At 68.7% G+C, this 17,848-nt stretch carries 16 protein-coding genes and 1 pseudogene; 8 read left to right on the forward strand and 9 right to left on the reverse strand.

Features of this window, described 5'->3' with window-relative positions; all coding sequences use genetic code 11:
- Positions 1 to 68 precede the first annotated feature (68 nt).
- Positions 69 to 1,253 carry a PucR family transcriptional regulator gene (locus AC068Z_RS35290; RefSeq protein ID WP_478565263.1) on the forward strand — a complete coding sequence of 395 codons (1,185 nt, stop codon included), beginning with the start codon at positions 69 to 71 and terminating at the stop codon, positions 1,251 to 1,253.
- A 235-nt stretch (positions 1,254 to 1,488) separates the two neighbouring features.
- Here AC068Z_RS35290 and gap read toward each other — a convergent pair whose 3' ends face one another.
- Positions 1,489 to 2,487 carry a type I glyceraldehyde-3-phosphate dehydrogenase gene (gap, locus tag AC068Z_RS35295; RefSeq protein ID WP_478565266.1) on the reverse strand — a complete coding sequence of 333 codons (999 nt, stop codon included), beginning with the start codon at positions 2,485 to 2,487 and terminating at the stop codon, positions 1,489 to 1,491.
- Positions 2,488 to 2,607: 120 nt separating this feature from the next.
- A complete protein-coding gene (locus AC068Z_RS35300) occupies positions 2,608 to 3,564 on the reverse strand; it encodes a GlxA family transcriptional regulator (RefSeq protein WP_478565269.1) in 957 nt (318 codons plus the stop codon).
- A 135-nt stretch (positions 3,565 to 3,699) separates the two neighbouring features.
- Here AC068Z_RS35300 and AC068Z_RS35305 point away from each other — a divergent pair, with 135 nt between their 5' ends.
- Together AC068Z_RS35305 and AC068Z_RS35310 are read left to right on the forward strand one after the other, a co-directional pair.
- Entirely contained in the window at positions 3,700 to 4,323 is a 624-nt protein-coding gene (locus tag AC068Z_RS35305; RefSeq protein ID WP_478565272.1) for a histidine phosphatase family protein, read from the forward strand.
- A gap of 136 nt (positions 4,324 to 4,459) precedes the next feature.
- Positions 4,460 to 4,753: pseudogene (locus tag AC068Z_RS35310) on the forward strand (zinc-binding dehydrogenase); the annotation flags it as partial.
- Between the two features lie 18 nt (positions 4,754 to 4,771).
- Here the strand turns inward: AC068Z_RS35310 and AC068Z_RS35315 are convergent.
- From AC068Z_RS35315 to AC068Z_RS35330, 4 genes are all read right to left on the reverse strand, one after another.
- Complete coding sequence (locus AC068Z_RS35315) at positions 4,772 to 5,770, reverse strand: RNA polymerase subunit sigma-70 (protein ID WP_478565275.1); 999 nt, start codon at positions 5,768 to 5,770, stop codon at positions 4,772 to 4,774.
- Between the two features lie 117 nt (positions 5,771 to 5,887).
- The gene (locus AC068Z_RS35320) at positions 5,888 to 6,298 is read right to left on the reverse strand and encodes a DUF6069 family protein (RefSeq protein ID WP_478565278.1); all 411 of its coding nucleotides are present in this window, start codon (positions 6,296 to 6,298) and stop codon (positions 5,888 to 5,890) included.
- On the reverse strand, positions 6,295 to 6,906 hold the full coding sequence (locus AC068Z_RS35325; RefSeq protein WP_478565281.1) for a TetR/AcrR family transcriptional regulator: 612 nt from the start codon (positions 6,904 to 6,906) through the stop codon (positions 6,295 to 6,297). Before AC068Z_RS35325 ends, AC068Z_RS35320 begins: the two co-directional genes overlap by 4 nt.
- A 95-nt stretch (positions 6,907 to 7,001) precedes the next feature.
- Positions 7,002 to 7,511 carry a hypothetical protein gene (locus AC068Z_RS35330; RefSeq protein WP_478565284.1) on the reverse strand — a complete coding sequence of 170 codons (510 nt, stop codon included), beginning with the start codon at positions 7,509 to 7,511 and terminating at the stop codon, positions 7,002 to 7,004.
- A 77-nt stretch (positions 7,512 to 7,588) separates the two neighbouring features.
- Between AC068Z_RS35330 and AC068Z_RS35335 the strand changes: the two genes are divergently transcribed.
- The 5 genes from AC068Z_RS35335 to AC068Z_RS35355 all read left to right on the forward strand — a co-directional run bounded on the left by AC068Z_RS35335 (position 7,589) and on the right by AC068Z_RS35355 (position 13,773).
- Entirely contained in the window at positions 7,589 to 8,773 is a 1,185-nt protein-coding gene (locus tag AC068Z_RS35335; protein ID WP_478565287.1) for a serine hydrolase domain-containing protein, read from the forward strand.
- A gap of 275 nt (positions 8,774 to 9,048) precedes the next feature.
- Positions 9,049 to 10,353, forward strand: coding sequence for a M28 family peptidase (locus AC068Z_RS35340; protein ID WP_478565290.1), 1,305 nt, complete (start codon positions 9,049 to 9,051; stop codon positions 10,351 to 10,353).
- Between the two features lie 193 nt (positions 10,354 to 10,546).
- Positions 10,547 to 12,055: a DUF4246 domain-containing protein gene (locus AC068Z_RS35345; RefSeq protein WP_478565293.1), complete on the forward strand. Its 1,509-nt coding sequence runs from the start codon at positions 10,547 to 10,549 to the stop codon at positions 12,053 to 12,055.
- A gap of 147 nt (positions 12,056 to 12,202) precedes the next feature.
- A complete protein-coding gene (locus tag AC068Z_RS35350) occupies positions 12,203 to 13,303 on the forward strand; it encodes a hypothetical protein (protein WP_478565296.1) in 1,101 nt (366 codons plus the stop codon).
- 122 nt (positions 13,304 to 13,425) lie between these two features.
- Entirely contained in the window at positions 13,426 to 13,773 is a 348-nt protein-coding gene (locus tag AC068Z_RS35355; protein WP_478565299.1) for a ribosomal protein L7/L12, read from the forward strand.
- 24 nt (positions 13,774 to 13,797) lie between these two features.
- Here AC068Z_RS35355 and AC068Z_RS35360 read toward each other — a convergent pair whose 3' ends face one another.
- From AC068Z_RS35360 to AC068Z_RS35370, 3 genes are all read right to left on the reverse strand, one after another.
- A complete protein-coding gene (locus AC068Z_RS35360) occupies positions 13,798 to 14,724 on the reverse strand; it encodes a DUF1353 domain-containing protein (protein ID WP_478565302.1) in 927 nt (308 codons plus the stop codon).
- 255 nt (positions 14,725 to 14,979) lie between these two features.
- Positions 14,980 to 15,474: a hypothetical protein gene (locus AC068Z_RS35365; protein ID WP_478565305.1), complete on the reverse strand. Its 495-nt coding sequence runs from the start codon at positions 15,472 to 15,474 to the stop codon at positions 14,980 to 14,982.
- 716 nt (positions 15,475 to 16,190) lie between these two features.
- Entirely contained in the window at positions 16,191 to 17,843 is a 1,653-nt protein-coding gene (locus tag AC068Z_RS35370) for a hypothetical protein (RefSeq protein WP_478565308.1), read from the reverse strand.
- Positions 17,844 to 17,848 lie beyond the last annotated feature (5 nt).

Raw genomic sequence — 17,848 nt, forward strand, 5'->3', positions numbered from 1 at the left:
TGCGGGATGACAGCGTCTGCCTCCTCGGATTGTTCCTGGGAACAAAACAGTGGCGTTACGCTGCGGTAATGAACCTCTCAGGAGTGGTGTCGGCGCTGCGGGCGAGGCTGCCGGAACTGGGCGAGCTGATGGCGCAGCGCATTCGCTCGGACGTCGATGCCTACAAGGACGAGTCGCTGATCCCCTTCGACTCGCTGCGCGGCTCCTGCACCGCCAACGCGGACCTGCTCCTGAACCAGCTCGGCAGCGCGGACGCCCGGGACCCGAGCCCGGCCCGCGAGACCGGCCGTATCCGCGCCGAGCAGGGTGTGCCGCTGGCCGACACCCTGCACGCGTACCGGATCGGCTTCGAGCTCGTGTGGAAGGAGATCCTCACCGAGGCACGCCACATTCCCGAGGTCACCGACGCCCAGCTGGTGTCCCAGTCGGCGGATATCTGGGCCCTGTTCGGCAGTTACGCCGAGGCGGTGGCGGCGGCCTACCGGGAGACGACCGCCGAGCTGACCTCGCGGCGTCAGGCGCGCCGGTCGGCGCTGGTGGAAGCACTGTTCACCGGCGCCATCGCCGACCGCACGCTGTGGGAGGCCGCCCGCGAGCTGGGGCTGCCCGACCGAGGGCCGTACGTGGTCGTCGCCGCTGCGACCGACGCTCCCGGCGAGGAGCCGCTGGGGGGAACGGAGTCGGCCCTGCGACGGGCCCAGGTCCACTTCGCCTGGCGGTTGCTGCCCGACCAGCAGATCGGCCTGGCCGCCCTGCCCACGGCGACGGCGGAGAGCACCTGCCTGCGCATCCTGCGCCGCGCGGGTGCCCGAGTCGGTGTCAGCCCGTCCTTCGACTCCCTACGGGACACCCCTCAGGCCCTGCGCTTCGCCCGGCTGGCACTGGCGGGCCTCCAGGGCACCGGCCCCGGCGTGGCACGGTTCGACGACGACCCGCTGGCGATGGTCGTCGCCGCGGCCCCGGCCGAGGCGACGCACCTGGTGGAGGTGGTTCTCCGGCCCCTGCTCGATCTCCCGGCCCCGGAGCGCGCCCGTCTCCTCCAGACCCTGGAGCACTGGTACGACTCCGGCGGCTCCGCCACGGACGCGGCAGGGAGCCTTTTCGTCCACCCCAACACCGTCCGCTACCGCCTGCGCCGCATCGAGGAACTCACGGCCCGCTCCCTGTCCGACCCACGAGCGGTGGCAGACATCCGCGCCGCACTCCTGGCGGCCCGGCGGCCAACCGCGCCTATCCGTGATGCCGCGGAGTGAGCCGCGCCTGCGCACCACTTCCGTCGACCGTGCTGATGCGCGCTGCCACGCGTCGACGACCAACTGCGCATCAGGGTCCGACGACCGGCCCACCGACCACGAGCACCCGGCCACGGTCACAGAACGGACGGAGCGACAAGAGGCGCTGCACGACCCGATCACTCAACAGAAGCTGCCGCCAACCACCGGGTCCTGGGTCGCCATTCGCCGGTGGTGGGGTGCGGCCGTGGTCCGGTCAGCGTGCGGTGAGGAGTTCCAGGGTGTCGATGACGCGGTTCGAGAAGCCCCACTCGTTGTCGTACCAGGCGACGACCTTGATGTGGCGGCCGTCGACGCGGGTCAGGGCCGAGTCGAAGATCGACGAGGCCGGGTTGCCCGTGATGTCGGAGGAGACGAGCGGGTCCTCGGAGTACTCCAGGACACCGGCGAGCGGGCCCTCCGCGGCGGTGCGGTACGCCGCCAGTACCTCGTCGCGGGTGACGTCGCGGGCGACGGTCGTGTTGAGTTCGACGATCGAGCCCACCGGCACGGGGACGCGGATGGAGTCGCCCGACAGCTTGCCGTCGAGGTTCGGCAGCACCAGGCCGATCGCCTTGGCGGCGCCGGTCGTGGTCGGCACGATGTTGACGCCGGCGGCGCGAGCGCGGCGGGGGTCGCGGTGGGGGCCGTCCTGGAGGTTCTGCTCCTGCGTGTAGGCGTGCACCGTCGTCATGAACCCGTGCTCGATGCCGGCGAGTTCGTCGAGCACCTTGGCCAGCGGGGCGAGGGCGTTGGTGGTGCAGGAGGCGTTGGAGACGATGGTGTGCAGGTCCGCGTCGTAGGCGTCGGTGTTGACGCCGAACGCGAGGGTGACGTCGGCGCCGTCGGAAGGGGCGCTCACGAGGACCTTGCGCGCACCCGCGTCGAGGTGGGCGCGCGCGGCCTTGGCGGAGGTGAAGCGGCCGGTGGCTTCCAGGACGATGTCGACCCCGAGTTCGGCCCACGGCAGCTGCGCCGGCTCACGCTCGGCGAGCACCTTGATCCGCTGTCCGTCGACGACGAGGGTGTCCCCGTCGACGGTCACCGGGCGGCCGAGGCGGCCGGCCGTGGAGTCGTAGGCGAGGAGGCGGGCGAGCGTGGCGGGCTCGGTGAGGTCGTTGACGGCCACGACCTCAAGGGTGGTGTCGCGCTCGAGGAGTGCGCGCAGCACGTTGCGTCCGATGCGGCCGAATCCGTTGATGGCGATGCGAGTCATGAATGGGGTCCCTTCCCTTTGCCACCAGGCTCGCTCGCCGCCCGCGCCGCGGACAGTGGCGAGATCGCCACGGTTCAAAAGGATCCCGCCACACAGCAGGCCGCACCGTGGCGGGCGGGGCTATTCACCTCGGGTGAAGGTGCGCCGGTACTCGCTGGGCGTCGTGCCCAGGATGCGCTGGAAGTGCAGGCGCAGATTCGCGCCGGTGCCGAGGCCCACGTCGGCGGCGATCTGCTCGACGCTGCGCTGCGACCGCTCCAAGAGCTCGCGGGCCAGGTCGATGCGGGCGCGCATCACCCACTGCATGGGCGTGTAGCCGGTCTCCTCGACGAAGCGCCGGGAGAACGTGCGCGCCGAGACCCCGGCCTGCCGTGCCAGCAGATCGAGGGTGAGGGGCTCGCCGAGGCGGTGCAGTGCCCACTCGCGGGTGGCGGCGAAGTGCTCGCCGAGCGGTTCGGGGACGCTGCGCGGCACGTACTGGGCCTGGCCGCCGCTGCGGTACGGGGCGGCGACCAGACGCCGGGCCGCGTGGTTGGACGCGGCGACCCCGAGATCGCCGCGCAGGATGTGCAGGCACAGGTCGATGCCGGAGGCGGCCCCGGCCGAGGTGAGCACGCTGCCCTCGTCGACGAACAGCACGTTCTCGTCGACCTTCACCAGCGGATGCCTGTCCGCCAGCGCACGCGTGTAGTGCCAGTGCGTCGTGGCCCGCTTGCCGTCGAGCAGGCCCGTGGCGGCGAGCGCGAAGGCGCCGGTGGAGATGGCGGCGAGCCGCGCGCCCCTGGTGTGAGCGGCGGTCAGCGCGTCGACCACCGGCTGCGGCGGATCCTCGCGGTCCGGGTGGCGGTAGCCGGGAACGAAGACGATATCGGCCCACTCCAGCGCCTCCAGGCCGTGCGCGACGGAGTAGGCGAGCCCGTCGCCGCCGGTCACGAGGCCCGGCGTCGCCCCGCACACCCGCACCTCGTACGGCATGCTCGCGCGGGTCGTGAACACCTGCGCGGGGATGCCGACGTCGAGCGGTTTCGCGCCCTCGAGCACGAGAACGGCGACGCGGTGCAGGCGGGAGGCTGGCATGGGTCAGAGGTTACGTGGCGCATGACTCCACATTCATCGCCGACGAGTCGGCTCGCAGCCGCGACGGAACTGCGCACAACGCACTCGGCGTCCCTCCCGGCATATAAGATCACGGATGGCGAGGAGACCCGGGACATGACAGACGCGGCCGCTCGATACCTCTACCTCGCTCGGCACGGTGAGGCGTCGGAGGATGAGACGACCCTGACGGAGAGGGGCCGGCGCCAAGCCGTTCTGCTCGGCGAGCGGCTCCGGAGCGCCCCACTCTCGGCGATCCACCACGGACCGCTGCCCCGGGCGCAGCAGACGGCCCGGCTGATCGGCGCACAGCTGGACACCGTACCCCTGCACGAGTCGGAACTGTCCGGCGACTACGTCCCCTACCTACCGACGAAGGACGAGCTGCCGCCGGATGCGGCCGACGCCATGCTCGCCTTCCTCGCCCAGGTTCCGGAGGAGGAGCGCAATCGCGGACCGGCACTGGCCCGGGAAGCACTCGCGACGTTCACCGGTCCGGTGGACGGCGATCAGCCCCGCCACGAACTGCTCGTCACCCACAACTTCCTCATCGGCTGGCTGGTCCGGGCCGCACTCGACGCCCCCAAGTGGCGCTGGATGGGCCTCAACCACGCCAACACGGCACTGACGGTCATCCGATACGCACCCGGCAGGCCGTCCTCCGTGCTGTTCTCCAACGACATGCGGCACCTGCCCGAAGAACTGCGCTGGACCGGTTTCCCGCCCGAACTCCATCTCTGACATCAAGCAGCCCAGGGAGCCGCCCCCTTCGGAAGCGTCCGAGACCGGCAGACGAGGTCAGTCTGTGCCGGAGCCGGAGCCGCCCGTGGGTGGTTCGGGCAGCCAGTCGCGGGTGGGGTCGTACTCCAGCCATCGGCTGCGTTTGGCCGGGATCACCGCACTGCGGCTGCTGCGGACGGCCGGTTCCCTGACCGGTCGCAGGGTGCTGCTGACCGGCGTCTCGGGCCGGGCTCGACCACACGTCACCGAGCTGGCCGTCGGGGCCGGAGCCGAGCCGACCGCGGTGACGGCGACGCCTGCGCGGGGCGAGCGGCTCGCGGAGATGGGCGCGCAGGTGGTGCACGAAGTCGCCGCGGCCCAGGGCCCCTTCGACGTCGTACTGGAGTCAACGGGCGGGCCGGATCTGCCCCTTGCGCTGCCACGGCAACGCGCGCCCCTCCACGCCGTACTACTCCGTGCCATCCGCCGGCAGCCGCTCCGGCAGCCCGAGCCGCGGGAACTGGTCGTCGTGGAACGTGACGATCTCGGCGATCGCCCCACCGGTGACGCGCAGGACGTCGATCGTCAGCGGCAGGTACGCGCCCGCCTGCTTCCGCCACTGGTAGAAGGCGATGGCGGGCTGCCGGTTCACGGCGGTGAGCACGGGGCGCAGGCCTTGCATGCCCTCGAAGCCGCTCTCGACCCAGTCGTTCACCACGGCGTCACGGCCGACGTACAGGCCCGGCGTGGGCGGCATCGAGCAGCGGACGTCGTCCCGCAGCATCGAGGCGAGCGCCGGAATGTCCGTGGCCACGCTGGCCTCCGTGAAGCGGCGCACCAACTCGCGCGTTCCGGCGTCCTGTTCGCCGCCGGTCCAGTCCTGCCGCTCGGACGGCAGGTGCTCCCGCATCCCGGCCCGGGCCCGCTGCAGCGCGCTGTTCACGGAGTTGACGGAGTCCCCGAGAGCCTCGGCGACCTCCTTCGCCGGCCAGCCGAGCACGTCCCGCAGGATCAGCACGGCCCGCGGTCGCGGGGCGAGATGCTGGACCGCGACCACGTACGCCAGCTCGATCGTCTCCCGCGCGACGGCGACGGCCTCCGGCTCGTCCGCGTCGTCCCCGGGCAGCTCGTCGAGCAGCCGGTCCGGGTAGGGCTGGAGCCACCGCACCTCGCCGCCGGTCGCGGGCTCCGGGCGGCTCTTGGCGAGCAGGTCCAGGCAGGCGTTGGTGGCGATCCGGTACAGCCAGGCCCGGAACGTCGACCGCCCCTCGAAGGTCTCCCGCCGCCGCCAGGCACGCAGGAAGGTCTCCTGGACGGCGTCCTCGGCGTCCTCGAACGACCCGAGCATCCGGTAGCAGTGCACATGCAGCTCCCGCCGGTGCCGCTCCGCCAGCCCCGAGAACGTCGGCTCGTCGACCTCGCCCAGACCGTCCACACTCAGTTCCTCCAGCCGCCCGATCGCACTCATCACGTCATCCTTCCGCCTCATCGTGCTCTGTCGTACGTGTGACGGGTGTGGACGCGAAAACTCATCACTCGGGTCGGCCCAACGGCTGAGCGTCGCCGCCTGGGCAGTCAGAAGCGGTCACCTTCTTGCTGCGGCGGCTACCGCCCCGGGGGACCTGCCGCCCAGCCCCGGTATCAGCACCGCCGCCACCGCCAGGTGCATCACAGCCAGGCAGACCCGGGTGCCGCCGTCCATGCCGTCGCCGATGAGCGGCAGGAAGGACGCGGCCAGTACGGCGCAGGCCACCCCGCTCCAGATGGCGCGGGCGTGCCGCACCCGGAACCGCTCCAGGACGGCCAGCAGTCCCCAGCCGCTCAGAGCCGCGAGAGTCGCGACGACGGCCACGGGCACGGCGCCGACGTCGAGCGTCCGCTCGCCGTCGGCGATCCGCAGCCGCTGTCCGAGGAGCGGGTCCGCGACCAGCCACACCACGACGGGGGCCAGGACAGCCAGAGCCGCAGCCCCCACGCGCCTTCGCCGGGCGCTCACTTGGCGCTTTCCGAGACCGCCCCGTGCAGAAAGATCTCCACCAGCTCCTGCGGGGTCAGTTCGGGCTCGTCGTCCGTACGCGGCTGGGTGAAGAGCAGTCCGAAGAAGAGCGCCGCGATCTGCTCCGGCGGCCGGCGTAGGGCGGCCTTGTCGGGCTCCAGCAGCTCCGCGAGGGCGGTGCGGATACGGGTCATCGACTCGTGGCGCCCCGCGCCGCGCACCGTGCCGGGGTGCTTGCCGCCGCCATGGCCCATTGCGCCGGCGATCGCGCCCATCCGTGCCGTATGGGCCTGCAGCGCGTCCGCCGCCTCGGCGAGCCGGTCGGCCAGCGGCTGGGACAGATCGATCGAGTCGAGCTCGCGCACCGCGTGGTCGGGGGAGAGCGCCACGGCCATGCAGGCTTGCATCAACTCGTCCTTGTCGGCGAAGACCCGGAAGATCGTGCCCTCGCCGATGCCTGCCGCGCGGGCGATTTTCGCGGTCGTCACCGTGGCGCCGTACTCGGCGATCAACGGGATCGCGGCCTGAATGATCATTTCGCGCCGCTGCTCCGGCGACATGCCGGGGGCGCGGCGGCGGGCGGCCTGGTTCTCCTTGGGTGCTGTCATGACTACGAGCGTACGGAGTGAGTCCTCACTCCGTCAATGAGTGAGGACTCACTCCGCACATCTTTGTGCGTCGGGATCGTGTCGACGTTCGCCGCTCAGGAACGCGGCAGATGCAGCGACGTCCGCGCGTCGTCGACCTCCACGTCATCGGTGAAGCCACCGCCCACCGTCGCGCCACCGAAGAGTGCGACCGCCACGGCGACGGCGAGGGCCCAACGCGGCCGCCAGAAAATCCTGTTCCGTGCCACGGGCGCGCTCTCGATGGTCGTTACGGCAGTCCGCCCGCCGCAAGCGATGGCCATCCGTGCGTCCAGCCATGCCTCCGCCTCGTCCGCCCGCACCCCACAGGCCGCCACAAACGCGGCGACCAACTCCGCACGGGGCAGCCGGTCCCGGCCGAGCATGGTCGCCGCCGTGGAGTAGGGCAGGCTGTGGCCGGCTTCCGCCGCGCGGCGTTCGAGCCTGCGGTAGCTGAGGCCCGACCACGCCTTGAGCCGGCGCAGCGCCGCCACGAAGGCGGCCGCGTCGGTCTCGACCGGTACGGGTGGTGGTGTGGTCATCGTGGTGGCTCCCCTGTTGACCTGGACGTACAGGTGCTCGCACAAGCTCGAACACCATCATGGCTTGAAGCATGGCGAAGCGGGGCTCAACCTCGGCTCGGAATACCGATGTTGGAGGCCACATGAAGTCGAATCAGTCCCGCCCTCGCCCCCGCCCCCGCCGCCGTACGGCCATGGCCGTTGCCGGTGCTGCTCTGCTGATGCTCGGCGGGTGCGCCGTAGGACCCGATGCCGCGGCGCCACCGGTACACGCCCCGAAGTCCCAGCCCCGCGACGGCGAATCCGTCGCCGACTTCCTGCGCCGCGCCCTGCCCGCCGGACCCAGCGGCACCGTGATCGCCGCCCACGGCGACAAACTCTCCTACTGCGGCGGATTCGGAGCGTCGGACCGGGCCGCCGGCACCCCGGCGAGCTGCCGTACCGTGTACGACGTCATGTCGATCACGAAGCAGTTCACCGCGGCCGCGATCGTCAAACTGGAGGCCATGGGTCGGCTCCGGGTGAGCGATCCGATCAGCCGGTTTCTCGGTCGCGAGCGGCCCGTGCCCGAGGACAAGCGAAGCATCACGATCGAGCACCTGCTCACGCACACGTCGGGCCTGGTCGAGGCCCTCGGCGATGACTACGACCCCGTATCGCGTGAGGAGTTGCTGCGTCAGGCCATGGAGTCGCGGCTGCAGGCGGCCCCGGGCAAGGAGTTCCACTACTCCAACACCGGCTACAGCCTGCTCGCCGCGATCGTCGAGGAGGCATCCGGACAGACGTACGAGCGGTTTCTGGCCCGGCACCTGTTCGCCCCGGCCGGGATGGAGCAGACCGGATATGTGCTGCCCCGCTGGCCGCGGCACCTGGTCGCGGTGGAGTACGACAGCAAGGGACGCAGCAAGGGCAGGCCCGTGGACCACCCCTGGGCCGCCGACGGCCCGTACTGGAACCTGCGCGGCAACGGCGGCATGCTCTCCACCGCCGAGGACATGTTCCGCTGGCACCGCGCGCTCCTGGGCGAGGAGATCCTGCCCGCGGCGGCGAGGGACAAGCTCTTCGAACCGCGCGTGGCGGAGCCGGGATCAGACACCTCCTACGGCTACGGCTGGACCATCGGCGACACCCCGGACGGCCCCCTCGCCTGGCACGACGGCGGCAACGACTGGTCCCTCGGCCTCCTGAGCCGGTCCCTGCGCGACGGCGTCCTCGTGTTCTGGGTCAGCAACCACGCCTACCGTGACGGCAAATGGAACCTCGAGGACAAGGCGGAGGCGCTGACCCTGGGTATCGCGGACCGTGTCCGCGCGGAGGAGGCCGGCTGAGCGAACCGGCTCCCCGGAATCCGCCGCAGTACGACTTCTACGAGAGCCTCCGCTCCGGATGGGGTGGCGGCCACAGCATGGCCCCTTGCGTCAGGGCCCTCAACAGCGCGCACGCGCAGTGCTCTTGACGCTAAGTCAGCCTTCACCGAACATTCAATTCGCATCGCCGCACCAGGCACAGGCATCACACAGCTCCAGCGTCCCGCTTCACCAACGCAGCGGGACGTTCGCACGTTCCGTAACCCATCCTCAGTTCGGAATCACGGAGCCCCCACATGAACCTCTCCGCTCGTCAGCGTGCCCTCGCAGTGGCCGGTGTAGCCCTCACCGCCCTGCTCGCCGGGGCCGTCCCGGCAGCCACCGCCCCGGGAACCGCCGCCGCGGCGCCCGACATCCCGGTCGCCAACGTCAAGCAGCACCTCGCCGATCTCCAGTCGATCGCCAGCGCCAACGGCGGCAACCGCGCCCACGGCAGACCCGGCTACAGGGCGTCGCTCGACTTCGTGAAGGCGAAACTGGATGCCGCCGGATACACCACGACCATCCAGCAGTTCACCACCAGCGGCTCCACCGGCTACAACCTGATCGCCGACTGGCCCGGCGGCGACGCCAACCAGGTGGTCATGGCCGGCGCACACCTGGACTCGGTGACGTCCGGCCCCGGCATCAACGACAACGGCTCAGGCTCGGCGGCGGTCCTGGAGACCGCACTGGCCGTCGCACGGTCCGGCTACCAGCCCACCAAACACCTCCGGTTCGCCTGGTGGGGTGCCGAGGAACTCGGACTCGTCGGCTCCCGGTACTACGTCAACAACCTGCCCTCCACCGACCGCGCGAAGATCAGCGGCTACCTGAACTTCGACATGATCGGCTCGCCCAACCCGGGCTACTTCGTCTACGACGACGACCCGGCGATCGAGAAGACCTTCAAGGACTACTTCGCCGGCCTCGGTGTCCCCACCGAGATCGAGACCGAGGGCGACGGCCGCTCCGACCACGCCTCCTTCAAGAACGTCGGCATACCCGTCGGCGGCCTGTTCACCGGCGCCAGCCGGACCAAGACCTCCGCGCAGGTGCAGAAGTGGGGCGGCACCGCCACCGCCTTCGACCGCTGCTACCACTCGTCGTGCGACACGACCGCCAACATCAACGACACGGCCCTGGACCGCAACAGCGACGCCATCGCCCACGCCGTCTGGACCCTCTCGTCCGGTACGACGAACCCGCCGGGCAAGGTCTTCGAGAACACCTCCGACGTCTCCATCCCGGACAACGGCTCCGCCGTGACCTCCTCCGTCAACGTCACCGGCATCACGGGCAACGCGCCCAGCAACCTCGCCGTCGGCGTGGACGTCATCCACACCTGGCGCGGCGACCTCGTCGTCGACCTCGTCGCTCCCGACGGCACCGTCTACAACCTGAAGCCGTTCTCGTCCTCCGACTCCGCGGACAACGTGCAGACCACGTACACGGTCAACGCCTCGGCGGAGGTCGCGAACGGATCCTGGAGCCTGCGCGTCCAGGACAGGGCGACGTACGACACCGGCTACATCAACAGCTTCAAGCTGACCTTTCCCTGACCTGCACGCACCGGCAGGATGACGTCGCCCGTCACGCAGTGACGGGTGGCCGGGACCGATGAGGGCGCGAGGCGTATCCGATGTCTGCCCCGCGTGCTCGTCGGTCCCGGCCCGTACCGCGGGAATGCCGGGGATGTCAGTGGGCTGTCGTATCCTTCCGGCCGCTGCACATCGACTGGGAGGACCAAGAGAGTTGACCGGCCTGTCTGCTTTCCCGCTGCCGTTTCATGCTTCCCGTTCCATATCGTTCGCGACGCCGCGGACGCTGCGGGAACTTCAGATGATGCAGTGCAGCGCACAGATCCGGGCGAAGCCGGGATGGATCGACAAGGCGAACGACGCCGACATCGTCGCCCGGTGGACGCAGGAAGCCCTCGCCCAGGGCCTGACCGAGGCGCAGGTGCGCTACGTGCTGGCGGAACTCGCGCACTACGCCGCACTGCGCGACGGACGAACCGGCGCCGAGGTGTCCGCCGTCGACGGTGTGTGGCACTCGGACACCCTGGTCGACGACGGCCTCAGAACCCGGCTGCGCGAGGCGGTGCGGGTTCTGGAAGAGGTCCCCGAAGCGGAACAGGACTGGCACCCCGGATCCGACAACCAGGTACTGGACCTGGTCCACCCCTCACTCTTCTGCCTGGTGCGCGAGGTGAGCGGCGCACCGGAGGGGGCGTGGCAGAACCCGACGGACCGCTATTCCCGGTACGAGTTCTCGGAGCAGTTCCAGTGGCTGCCCACGGACGTCGACGTCAGTGAGGACGGCGCGGTCGCCTTCCGCTCGTACGTGAACAACGTCCACCCGGAGAAGCACCGCGAACTCGCCGACGTCCTGCCGGAGTTGTTGGCTCGCTTTCGCCCGCTGCTGGAGAACGTGCTCACCGATCTGCGCCATCCGCGCCCGCTGCGGATCGAAGCCGATCCTTACGGCTGGTACGACTCCGAGCCGGAGCACCCGGACGAGTCCTCCTTCAACGATGACGCGGCCTACCAGGAAGCGGTCCGCGCATGGGAGCAGGCCCAGGACGACTGGTGGGAGAACCGTCGCCCAGTGGTCCCGGACGCCCCCGCCTTCACCCCGCCCGAGCTGCCCGACGACTTCGCCCGGGTCGACCTGCGAGGGCGCAGCCTCCAGGTCATCGTCAAGCTCGCCACCATTCATCTCACCCCGGACAAGCCCGAGTACGCCGGCGGTTCCTGGCACGTCGAGGGGATGATGAACGAGCGGATCGTCTCGACGGGCATCTACTACTGGGACAACGACAACATCACCGAGAGCCGTCTGAGCTTCCGGGCGGCCCTCGACGACCCCTCGTACGAGCAGAACGACGACAACGGTCTGCGCGAGGTCTACGGCCTGGAGGACGAAGACGCCCTGAACCAGGTGCTGGGCTCCGTATCGACCCCGGCGGGCCGCTGCCTCGCCTTCCCGAACGTCCTGCAGCACCGCGTCGGCTCCTTCCGCCTGGCCGACCCCACCCGCCCGGGACACCGCAAGATCCTCGCGTTCTTCCTGGTCGACCCGTCGCAAAGAATCGTCTCGACCTCCGACATACCCCCACAGCAGCCCTGGTCGGACACCTCGACCATGACCCTGGAACAGGCCAAGACCTACCGCGAGCAACTCATGCAGGAACGCAAGTTCTTCATCGACGAACACAACGAGCAGCTCTACGAACGAGAGTTCTCCCTCTGCGAGCACTAGAAGGGAGGGCGGCGTACGGCCTTGAGGCTGTGCACTGCCAGGTGCGGCGGGCAGGGTATCCGGCCCGCCGCATTCCACGGCGGCTAGCATCCGGGCATGACATGAGACATACCACCGGGACCATTCGCCGTCGGAGACGTCGTCACCGTGTACTCCGAGGCGCTCGGCGCCTGGACCGCCTCGCAGATCACCGGTATCGACGCCGCGGCGGAGAGCGCTGCGGTTGTCGAACTGGACTGGTCCGGGCCCAGGCCAGCCGCCGTGGCCGACCTGGGCGACGTGCGGCCGCTGCGACTCACGCACCACAGAGGGGGCGGCACTCTCTCGCACCAGAACTGCGGCTGGGTCCTTCCGAAGAGCTTCACGGTGATCGGCTCCCTGCCCCCGCTGGTGACCGCCCCCTCCAACGTCTACGCACCGGCGTGGGGGAGGGGTGAGCAACTGGCCTGGCAGCGGCACTGGGACAGCGGAAACCGCGAGGACTGGACGGCCCCGTATGCGCTGACGTGCACGGCCGAGGAACTAGCCGCGGAACCCGCCAGTGTCACCCCGAGGGCGAGCATCAAGCACCTCACCGTCCGCGAGACTACCCAGCTGGACTGCGCCCGACTCGTTTCCGCTTTCCCCGCCCTGACGCGCCTGACGCTGCTGGGCAACCTGGGCACGCTCACTTCCGCCGCGGCCCTGAACGATCTGCCGCTGCTGCAAGAGCTCACGATCGGGGAGCTGTTCGGGATGGATGCCTCCGACTGCCTGCTGCCGCGCCACGTCCCAGAGATGGAGGAGGTGTGTCTGGACGGCATTCCGGCCGACTACGCGTCCGCGATGCGCAAGGCCTGGCGTCCCCAGGTGCGGCACGGAGTGCGACTGGACATCCGTGGTGCTCGCAAGCCGGACTGGGTGGCCGCCAACGCCACCAACCCGCTGCGCAACTGGCACGGCCGCGAGCACATACCTCGCACTGATTACCGCAAGTCCCTCGCCCACTACGAGGCCACCCGGGAAGCCTTCCTCGCCGAGGTCACCGGCAGCGAGGACCATGCCAACATCGCGGAGATCGGGCACACCTTCGGAGCCGCCCTCAACGCGCTGGACAGCCGCTCGTACTTCATCGAGACCGTGGAACGCGAGGAACTCTTCGACGCTCTCGACCACCTCGTCGACGAAGCCCAGACAGCCACCGGCCGCGACCTCACCGCCGCGCGTGCGGCACTGGTCAAGAGCGTGAACTCCATCCGCGACTGGTGACCACTGTCCCTCCGCCCCGAGCGGTACCCCGCCGGCGCCGGTCTCGAAGCTCCGCCCGTGTCGTGAGGCAGCAGCAGGGATGGTTCACTTGCCGGGCAGTTCGAAGCCGCTGGGGAGGGTGAGTGGAAGAGCCAGGATTCCGTGTCCTGCTGACGGGGGCAGGCGACAGGAAGATGGAAGCGGTCCGTGCGATTCGGACGGTCACTGGCCTAAGCCTCTGGTACAGCAAGCTCCTGCTGGATCGCGCGCCGGTAGCAGTCACCGAACCCCGCTGGCTCGAGGCGGCCCAAGACGCGGCCGAGGTCCTTGAGGCGGCGGGTGTCCATGCGACAGTGCTGTGCGACTGGTGCGACCGTGCTGTCACGCGAGAGACCAGTCCGCTCGACCCAACCCCGTGCGACGGGCCATGGATTCCCGAGGCCTGCCGAGCGAGTTGCCCACCGGCAGCGGACGAGCGGGCCCACTTCTGACGAACTCGTACGTGACGTATTGCTTCAACGGGTCCAGAGCACCGCGACGAATCCGCTCAGCGCCGCCATCAGTCCAAGGGCGGCCAGAGCGCCTGCCGCCCGCGGTGCCCACTTCGTGAAGCGTTCCATCACCTGGTACACGGCGGTGATGCAGAGTACGGCCACCGTCACGTGCAACAGCACCGCCAGGCTGACCCCGACGATCGCGCCGGCCTTCCAGAAGCGCCCCCAGGTCACCGACCACCCCACCGAGAACACGATCGCAGCCGACAGGCCGCCGACGAGTTCCACCCAACACGGCCGGTTGCCCATCCACCACAGGTTCCCGAGCCAGGAGATCTCGCGGTCGAAGAGGTCGAGGGTCGCCCAGGCGCCGAGCACGAGGATGCCCAAGGCGGTCATGCCCACGATCAGGCGGTAGCGCCACTTCAACCGCGTCGGCCAGTTCGTTCCCGCGCCCTGCCACATCGTCGCCGTGGCTACCGCCGACCAGATCAGCCACCGCCGGATCAGCGCGGTGCCGGCATCCGCCAGGGCGTCGCGCAGGACACGGTCGGCTTCCGCCCGCCAGACGACCTTGCCCTCGGTCGAGGTGTACTCCGGCCAACCCTCGGGATGGCTGAGTCCGTCGTGCAGCAGCGTGGCCGGAAGGTGCTCACCGGTCTTGGGCACGAGCCAGGTGAGAAACGTGGGAACGGAGGTCAGGTCAGTGCAGAACGTACCGGTCTCCCGGGGCACCAGGAACTCCCCCAGGTGCCGGTCACGATAGGCGATACGGCGCTGCATCATGAACTGCTCGCGGTCGTCTTTGATGACCCGCTTGAGCTCGATGCGGGCATCGGCGTCGCGGTCGGGCCGAACTTCCTCACGTTCCGCCGTGGCGTCAAGGCCACCGTCGTAGAACCGAAGCGGTTGCTGGTCGATGGGGCCACTGCTGTGAGATGCAGCCATGTGGTGCTCCCTCTCGCGAGGTGGGTTCTACCCACCCTCTTCCGACAATGAGCTGCCCCTACTCGTACTTCTCATGGTCGGTCACCCAGATGCCGTCACACGGTGCAGCAGCGAACGGTTGCGGAGCGGCACCGTTGGCTCTCAGGTCACAGCTGTCCACACAGTCGTCAACTGCTGCATGCCGACAGCTCGGCCCACCGTTCGCATCGCCGACTGCGTAATGTCCATCAACGCATTGGAGGATGCCGTGCCTCCTCATGCCAGGTGGTCGTAGTAGTAAGGGAGCCATTCCTCGAGGAAGGCCGAGAAGGGCACGGCAGCGGGACACACCCGTCGGCTAAAGCCGGACAGAGCCACTTTGTCTGGAGGAAGCGTGTCCGCTCGGCTGAAGAGCGCGATCATTATCTCGTAGACACGGCGTCGCCTCGCTGCGATGACACCGGCACGGATGCAGTCGGCGTCGAGATCTGCGGCCTGAGCGCCTTTGTGGAGGAGTTCGCCCGCGATGGCGGGTACGACATTGTTGCAGAGAACCGTGATCAGCTTGGGGTTCGGGCACAGGTCGATTCGTGTCGACGAGGAGTAATTGAAGCCGTCGACGAAGGCTTCGGTGAAAGGCAGCAGGACTCGGGGCGTTCCGAAGCCCGCGATGAGCCTGGCCAGCGGCTCTGCGGAGGAGACTGTCAGCTGCAGTTGCACCGCCAGCAGTGCTGATTGCAATCGAGGCAGCGCCACCAGCTCCGCGGCCATGCGGTATTCCTGAGCCGTGAACGGGAGCCTGCCGAGCATGTACACCGTTGCCATTTCGCGGGCTTCGATATCCGTGAGCAGAACCGGACACCCACTGTCTGGCGAGCTGGTCGGAGCGTATTGGAGGCCGCTTGGAGGACTTTCCCTCGTTGTCAAGCGGTAAAACTCGCGCAGTACCCGGGACGCAGGCAGGGCGGAGCCCGGTGGTGCCTGACATGCCTGTACCAGGCGGGACCAGTCTCGTGCCAGATTGCGCATGGTCTTGCGGCACGACTGTGCAGGATCGGCGCAGGTCGTGGCCGTGAGTCGGTCAATGCTGCGCAGGAGGTAGTCCGCCGGCGTGGACGGGGCCACGTTCAGTCTTGTCCGGGCGAGGGCAGCTTCGCGATTTCGTCCTGCGTCGGCAGTGAAGTAATCGTGAAGCGAGGTGTGACCGCCCGCCCCGAAGTGGACAGCGACGTCTCGAGCTCGTGTGGCCTGAGCCCAATAAGCGCTACGGACTGTGCTGGGGCGATGCTGTGCATGCTGTGCTGCGGAGAGTGAGGGCGACGGCGCCGAAGCCAGCCCTTCGCTCATGAGTGCCCGCACGAATCGGTCGTTGGCGCGGATCTGATGCCCGGGCGGGCTCCGAAACCACAGCTCCGATGACATTTTCGTCGTTTGGATCTGTTCGTTGACCGACTGCAAGTAGACGTCGAGGCTGTGGCGTTCCGGTGTCATGGGCGTGCGTCCGCGGTGTCGTTCACCAGTGCCGCGTAGCCCTGAAGCAACCGTTCGGTGATGCGGCGACCGTCGTCTCCCAGGCTGAACCGTCTTGAGCTCAGTGCGGAGGCAAGAAGAGCAAACGCCATTGCTGTCGTCAGGGAGTCTTTGTCTTCTTCATCCAGCCAGTTCGCTGTGACGGTGAGGTCCCGAATGAACGGCGGCAAGGAACGAACGAACCATGCGTCCGCCGAACCTGGCACAGCACTGACTTCGGCTGCCGCAGGCGATTGCTCCAGCAGTCGGCCGAGGTCCAGCAGGAGGCTGCTCAGGGCGACGGTGGATCCGTTGGTGGCTCCCTGCGCGGTTGGGTTGATCGCCTCGGGGGACGCCCTGCACGCCGTATCGATGACCTCGCGGACCTCCTCGGGGGACATCTCGCGAAGCGAGATACGTGCGCGCTTGCGCCGCGTCTCCCTCATGTCGGCGAAGAAGGGCATGTTAAGAGGTCCTTGTAGATCGTACTGGAGCCTCTGTACGAGCTGACTTATAGGAGACGTACGGACAGCGGTGTTCCGAGCCATCTGCCGTGTGCGCAAGTTGTTGAGCGTGACGCCCGCGCATTGACGCGAGTACCACTGGGAGAAGGCTTCTCCGGAGAGCCTGTGACGCTGGGGGTCTACGAGGAGGTGCGGCCTTTCAGAGAGTTGGCTCAAGGCTGCTTCAATGGTGGTTTTCTCATGGTGCACGGCAGAAAGGAACTGCTCTTGTGATCCGCCGACGGCGAGGAAGTGCGTGAGGACAGGCCCGTGTGAGCCCAGTTGCTCCTCGCTGTCATCGGTGCGGTGGAAGGACGCCATGACAGCGCTTCTGGCCGCTCCGGTCGACGTGCGGTATCGGTGGTGGACCAGTCTGCTCGCCGCGAAGATCGTATGACATGGCGCGTCGAGGTCGGTCAAGTGCACGATGAGCGGGTCAGGGGACTCCAGGAAGTCGGCCTGCGCTGTGAGTAGTTCATCAACTCGGCCTCCTGAGGGAAAGATGCAGGCATCTTCGTCGCTCCAGACGCTCCCGTCCGCATCCACGAAGCACTGCCTGAAGAGCTGATTCGTTCGGGGTAGATAGGTCAGTCCCTGTCCTGAGGGGCCCTTCGTGCTGCCCAGGCTCCAGGTGACAACTACTTTGTACTCGTCGATGAAAGGACTGTTGTCCAGGTGCAGGGTGTTGTCGCGAGCGACGACGTCGAGGGGGTAAGTGTCCTTGGCCCGCATGTCGATGATCTTTACCGGGCCGCCCAGCGCATAGGCGATGAGGACGGTGAAAAGAGGGTGCGCGACAGCGTCCCACAAGCCGGGGTCTGCCATTAACGGTTTCGAAGAGGCGATGTTCAGGTAGCTGTGGAGCGTGCCACGGCTGCCGCCAGAGCGCATCTCCGTGTCGTAGCTCTGTCGGAAGGCATCGAACTGGCCGGCCGGGACCACTCCTTTCATGCTGACAGCTCCCTCGCGGGCCAGTGCTCGACTCAGGGAGCCAAGGGCTTGCGTCCCGATGAGGCTGTCGAGCCTGGCGCGGAAGCGAGCATCCTCTGCGCGGCGCGAGAGCTGGCGGTAGGAGGTCGGGCTGGCCAGCCGCTCGGCAGGGACGAGGGGCGTGTGACGCAGAGCCATGTGGT

The sequence above is a fragment of the Streptomyces sp. NPDC043726 genome, assembly GCF_056436565.1.

Coding starts and splice junctions, on each gene's coding strand:
- AC068Z_RS35290 (WP_478565263.1), top strand. CDS start 69: ATGAACCTCTCAGGAGTGGTGTCGGCGCTGCGGGCGAGGCTGCCGGAA.
- gap (WP_478565266.1), bottom strand. CDS start 2,487: ATGACTCGCATCGCCATCAACGGATTCGGCCGCATCGGACGCAACGTG.
- AC068Z_RS35300 (WP_478565269.1), bottom strand. CDS start 3,564: ATGCCAGCCTCCCGCCTGCACCGCGTCGCCGTTCTCGTGCTCGAGGGC.
- AC068Z_RS35305 (WP_478565272.1), top strand. CDS start 3,700: ATGACAGACGCGGCCGCTCGATACCTCTACCTCGCTCGGCACGGTGAG.
- AC068Z_RS35315 (WP_478565275.1), bottom strand. CDS start 5,770: ATGAGTGCGATCGGGCGGCTGGAGGAACTGAGTGTGGACGGTCTGGGC.
- AC068Z_RS35325 (WP_478565281.1), bottom strand. CDS start 6,906: ATGACAGCACCCAAGGAGAACCAGGCCGCCCGCCGCCGCGCCCCCGGC.
- AC068Z_RS35335 (WP_478565287.1), top strand. CDS start 7,589: ATGAAGTCGAATCAGTCCCGCCCTCGCCCCCGCCCCCGCCGCCGTACG.
- AC068Z_RS35340 (WP_478565290.1), top strand. CDS start 9,049: ATGAACCTCTCCGCTCGTCAGCGTGCCCTCGCAGTGGCCGGTGTAGCC.
- AC068Z_RS35360 (WP_478565302.1), bottom strand. CDS start 14,724: ATGGCTGCATCTCACAGCAGTGGCCCCATCGACCAGCAACCGCTTCGG.
- AC068Z_RS35365 (WP_478565305.1), bottom strand. CDS start 15,474: ATGGCCGCGGAGCTGGTGGCGCTGCCTCGATTGCAATCAGCACTGCTG.
- AC068Z_RS35370 (WP_478565308.1), bottom strand. CDS start 17,843: ATGGCTCTGCGTCACACGCCCCTCGTCCCTGCCGAGCGGCTGGCCAGC.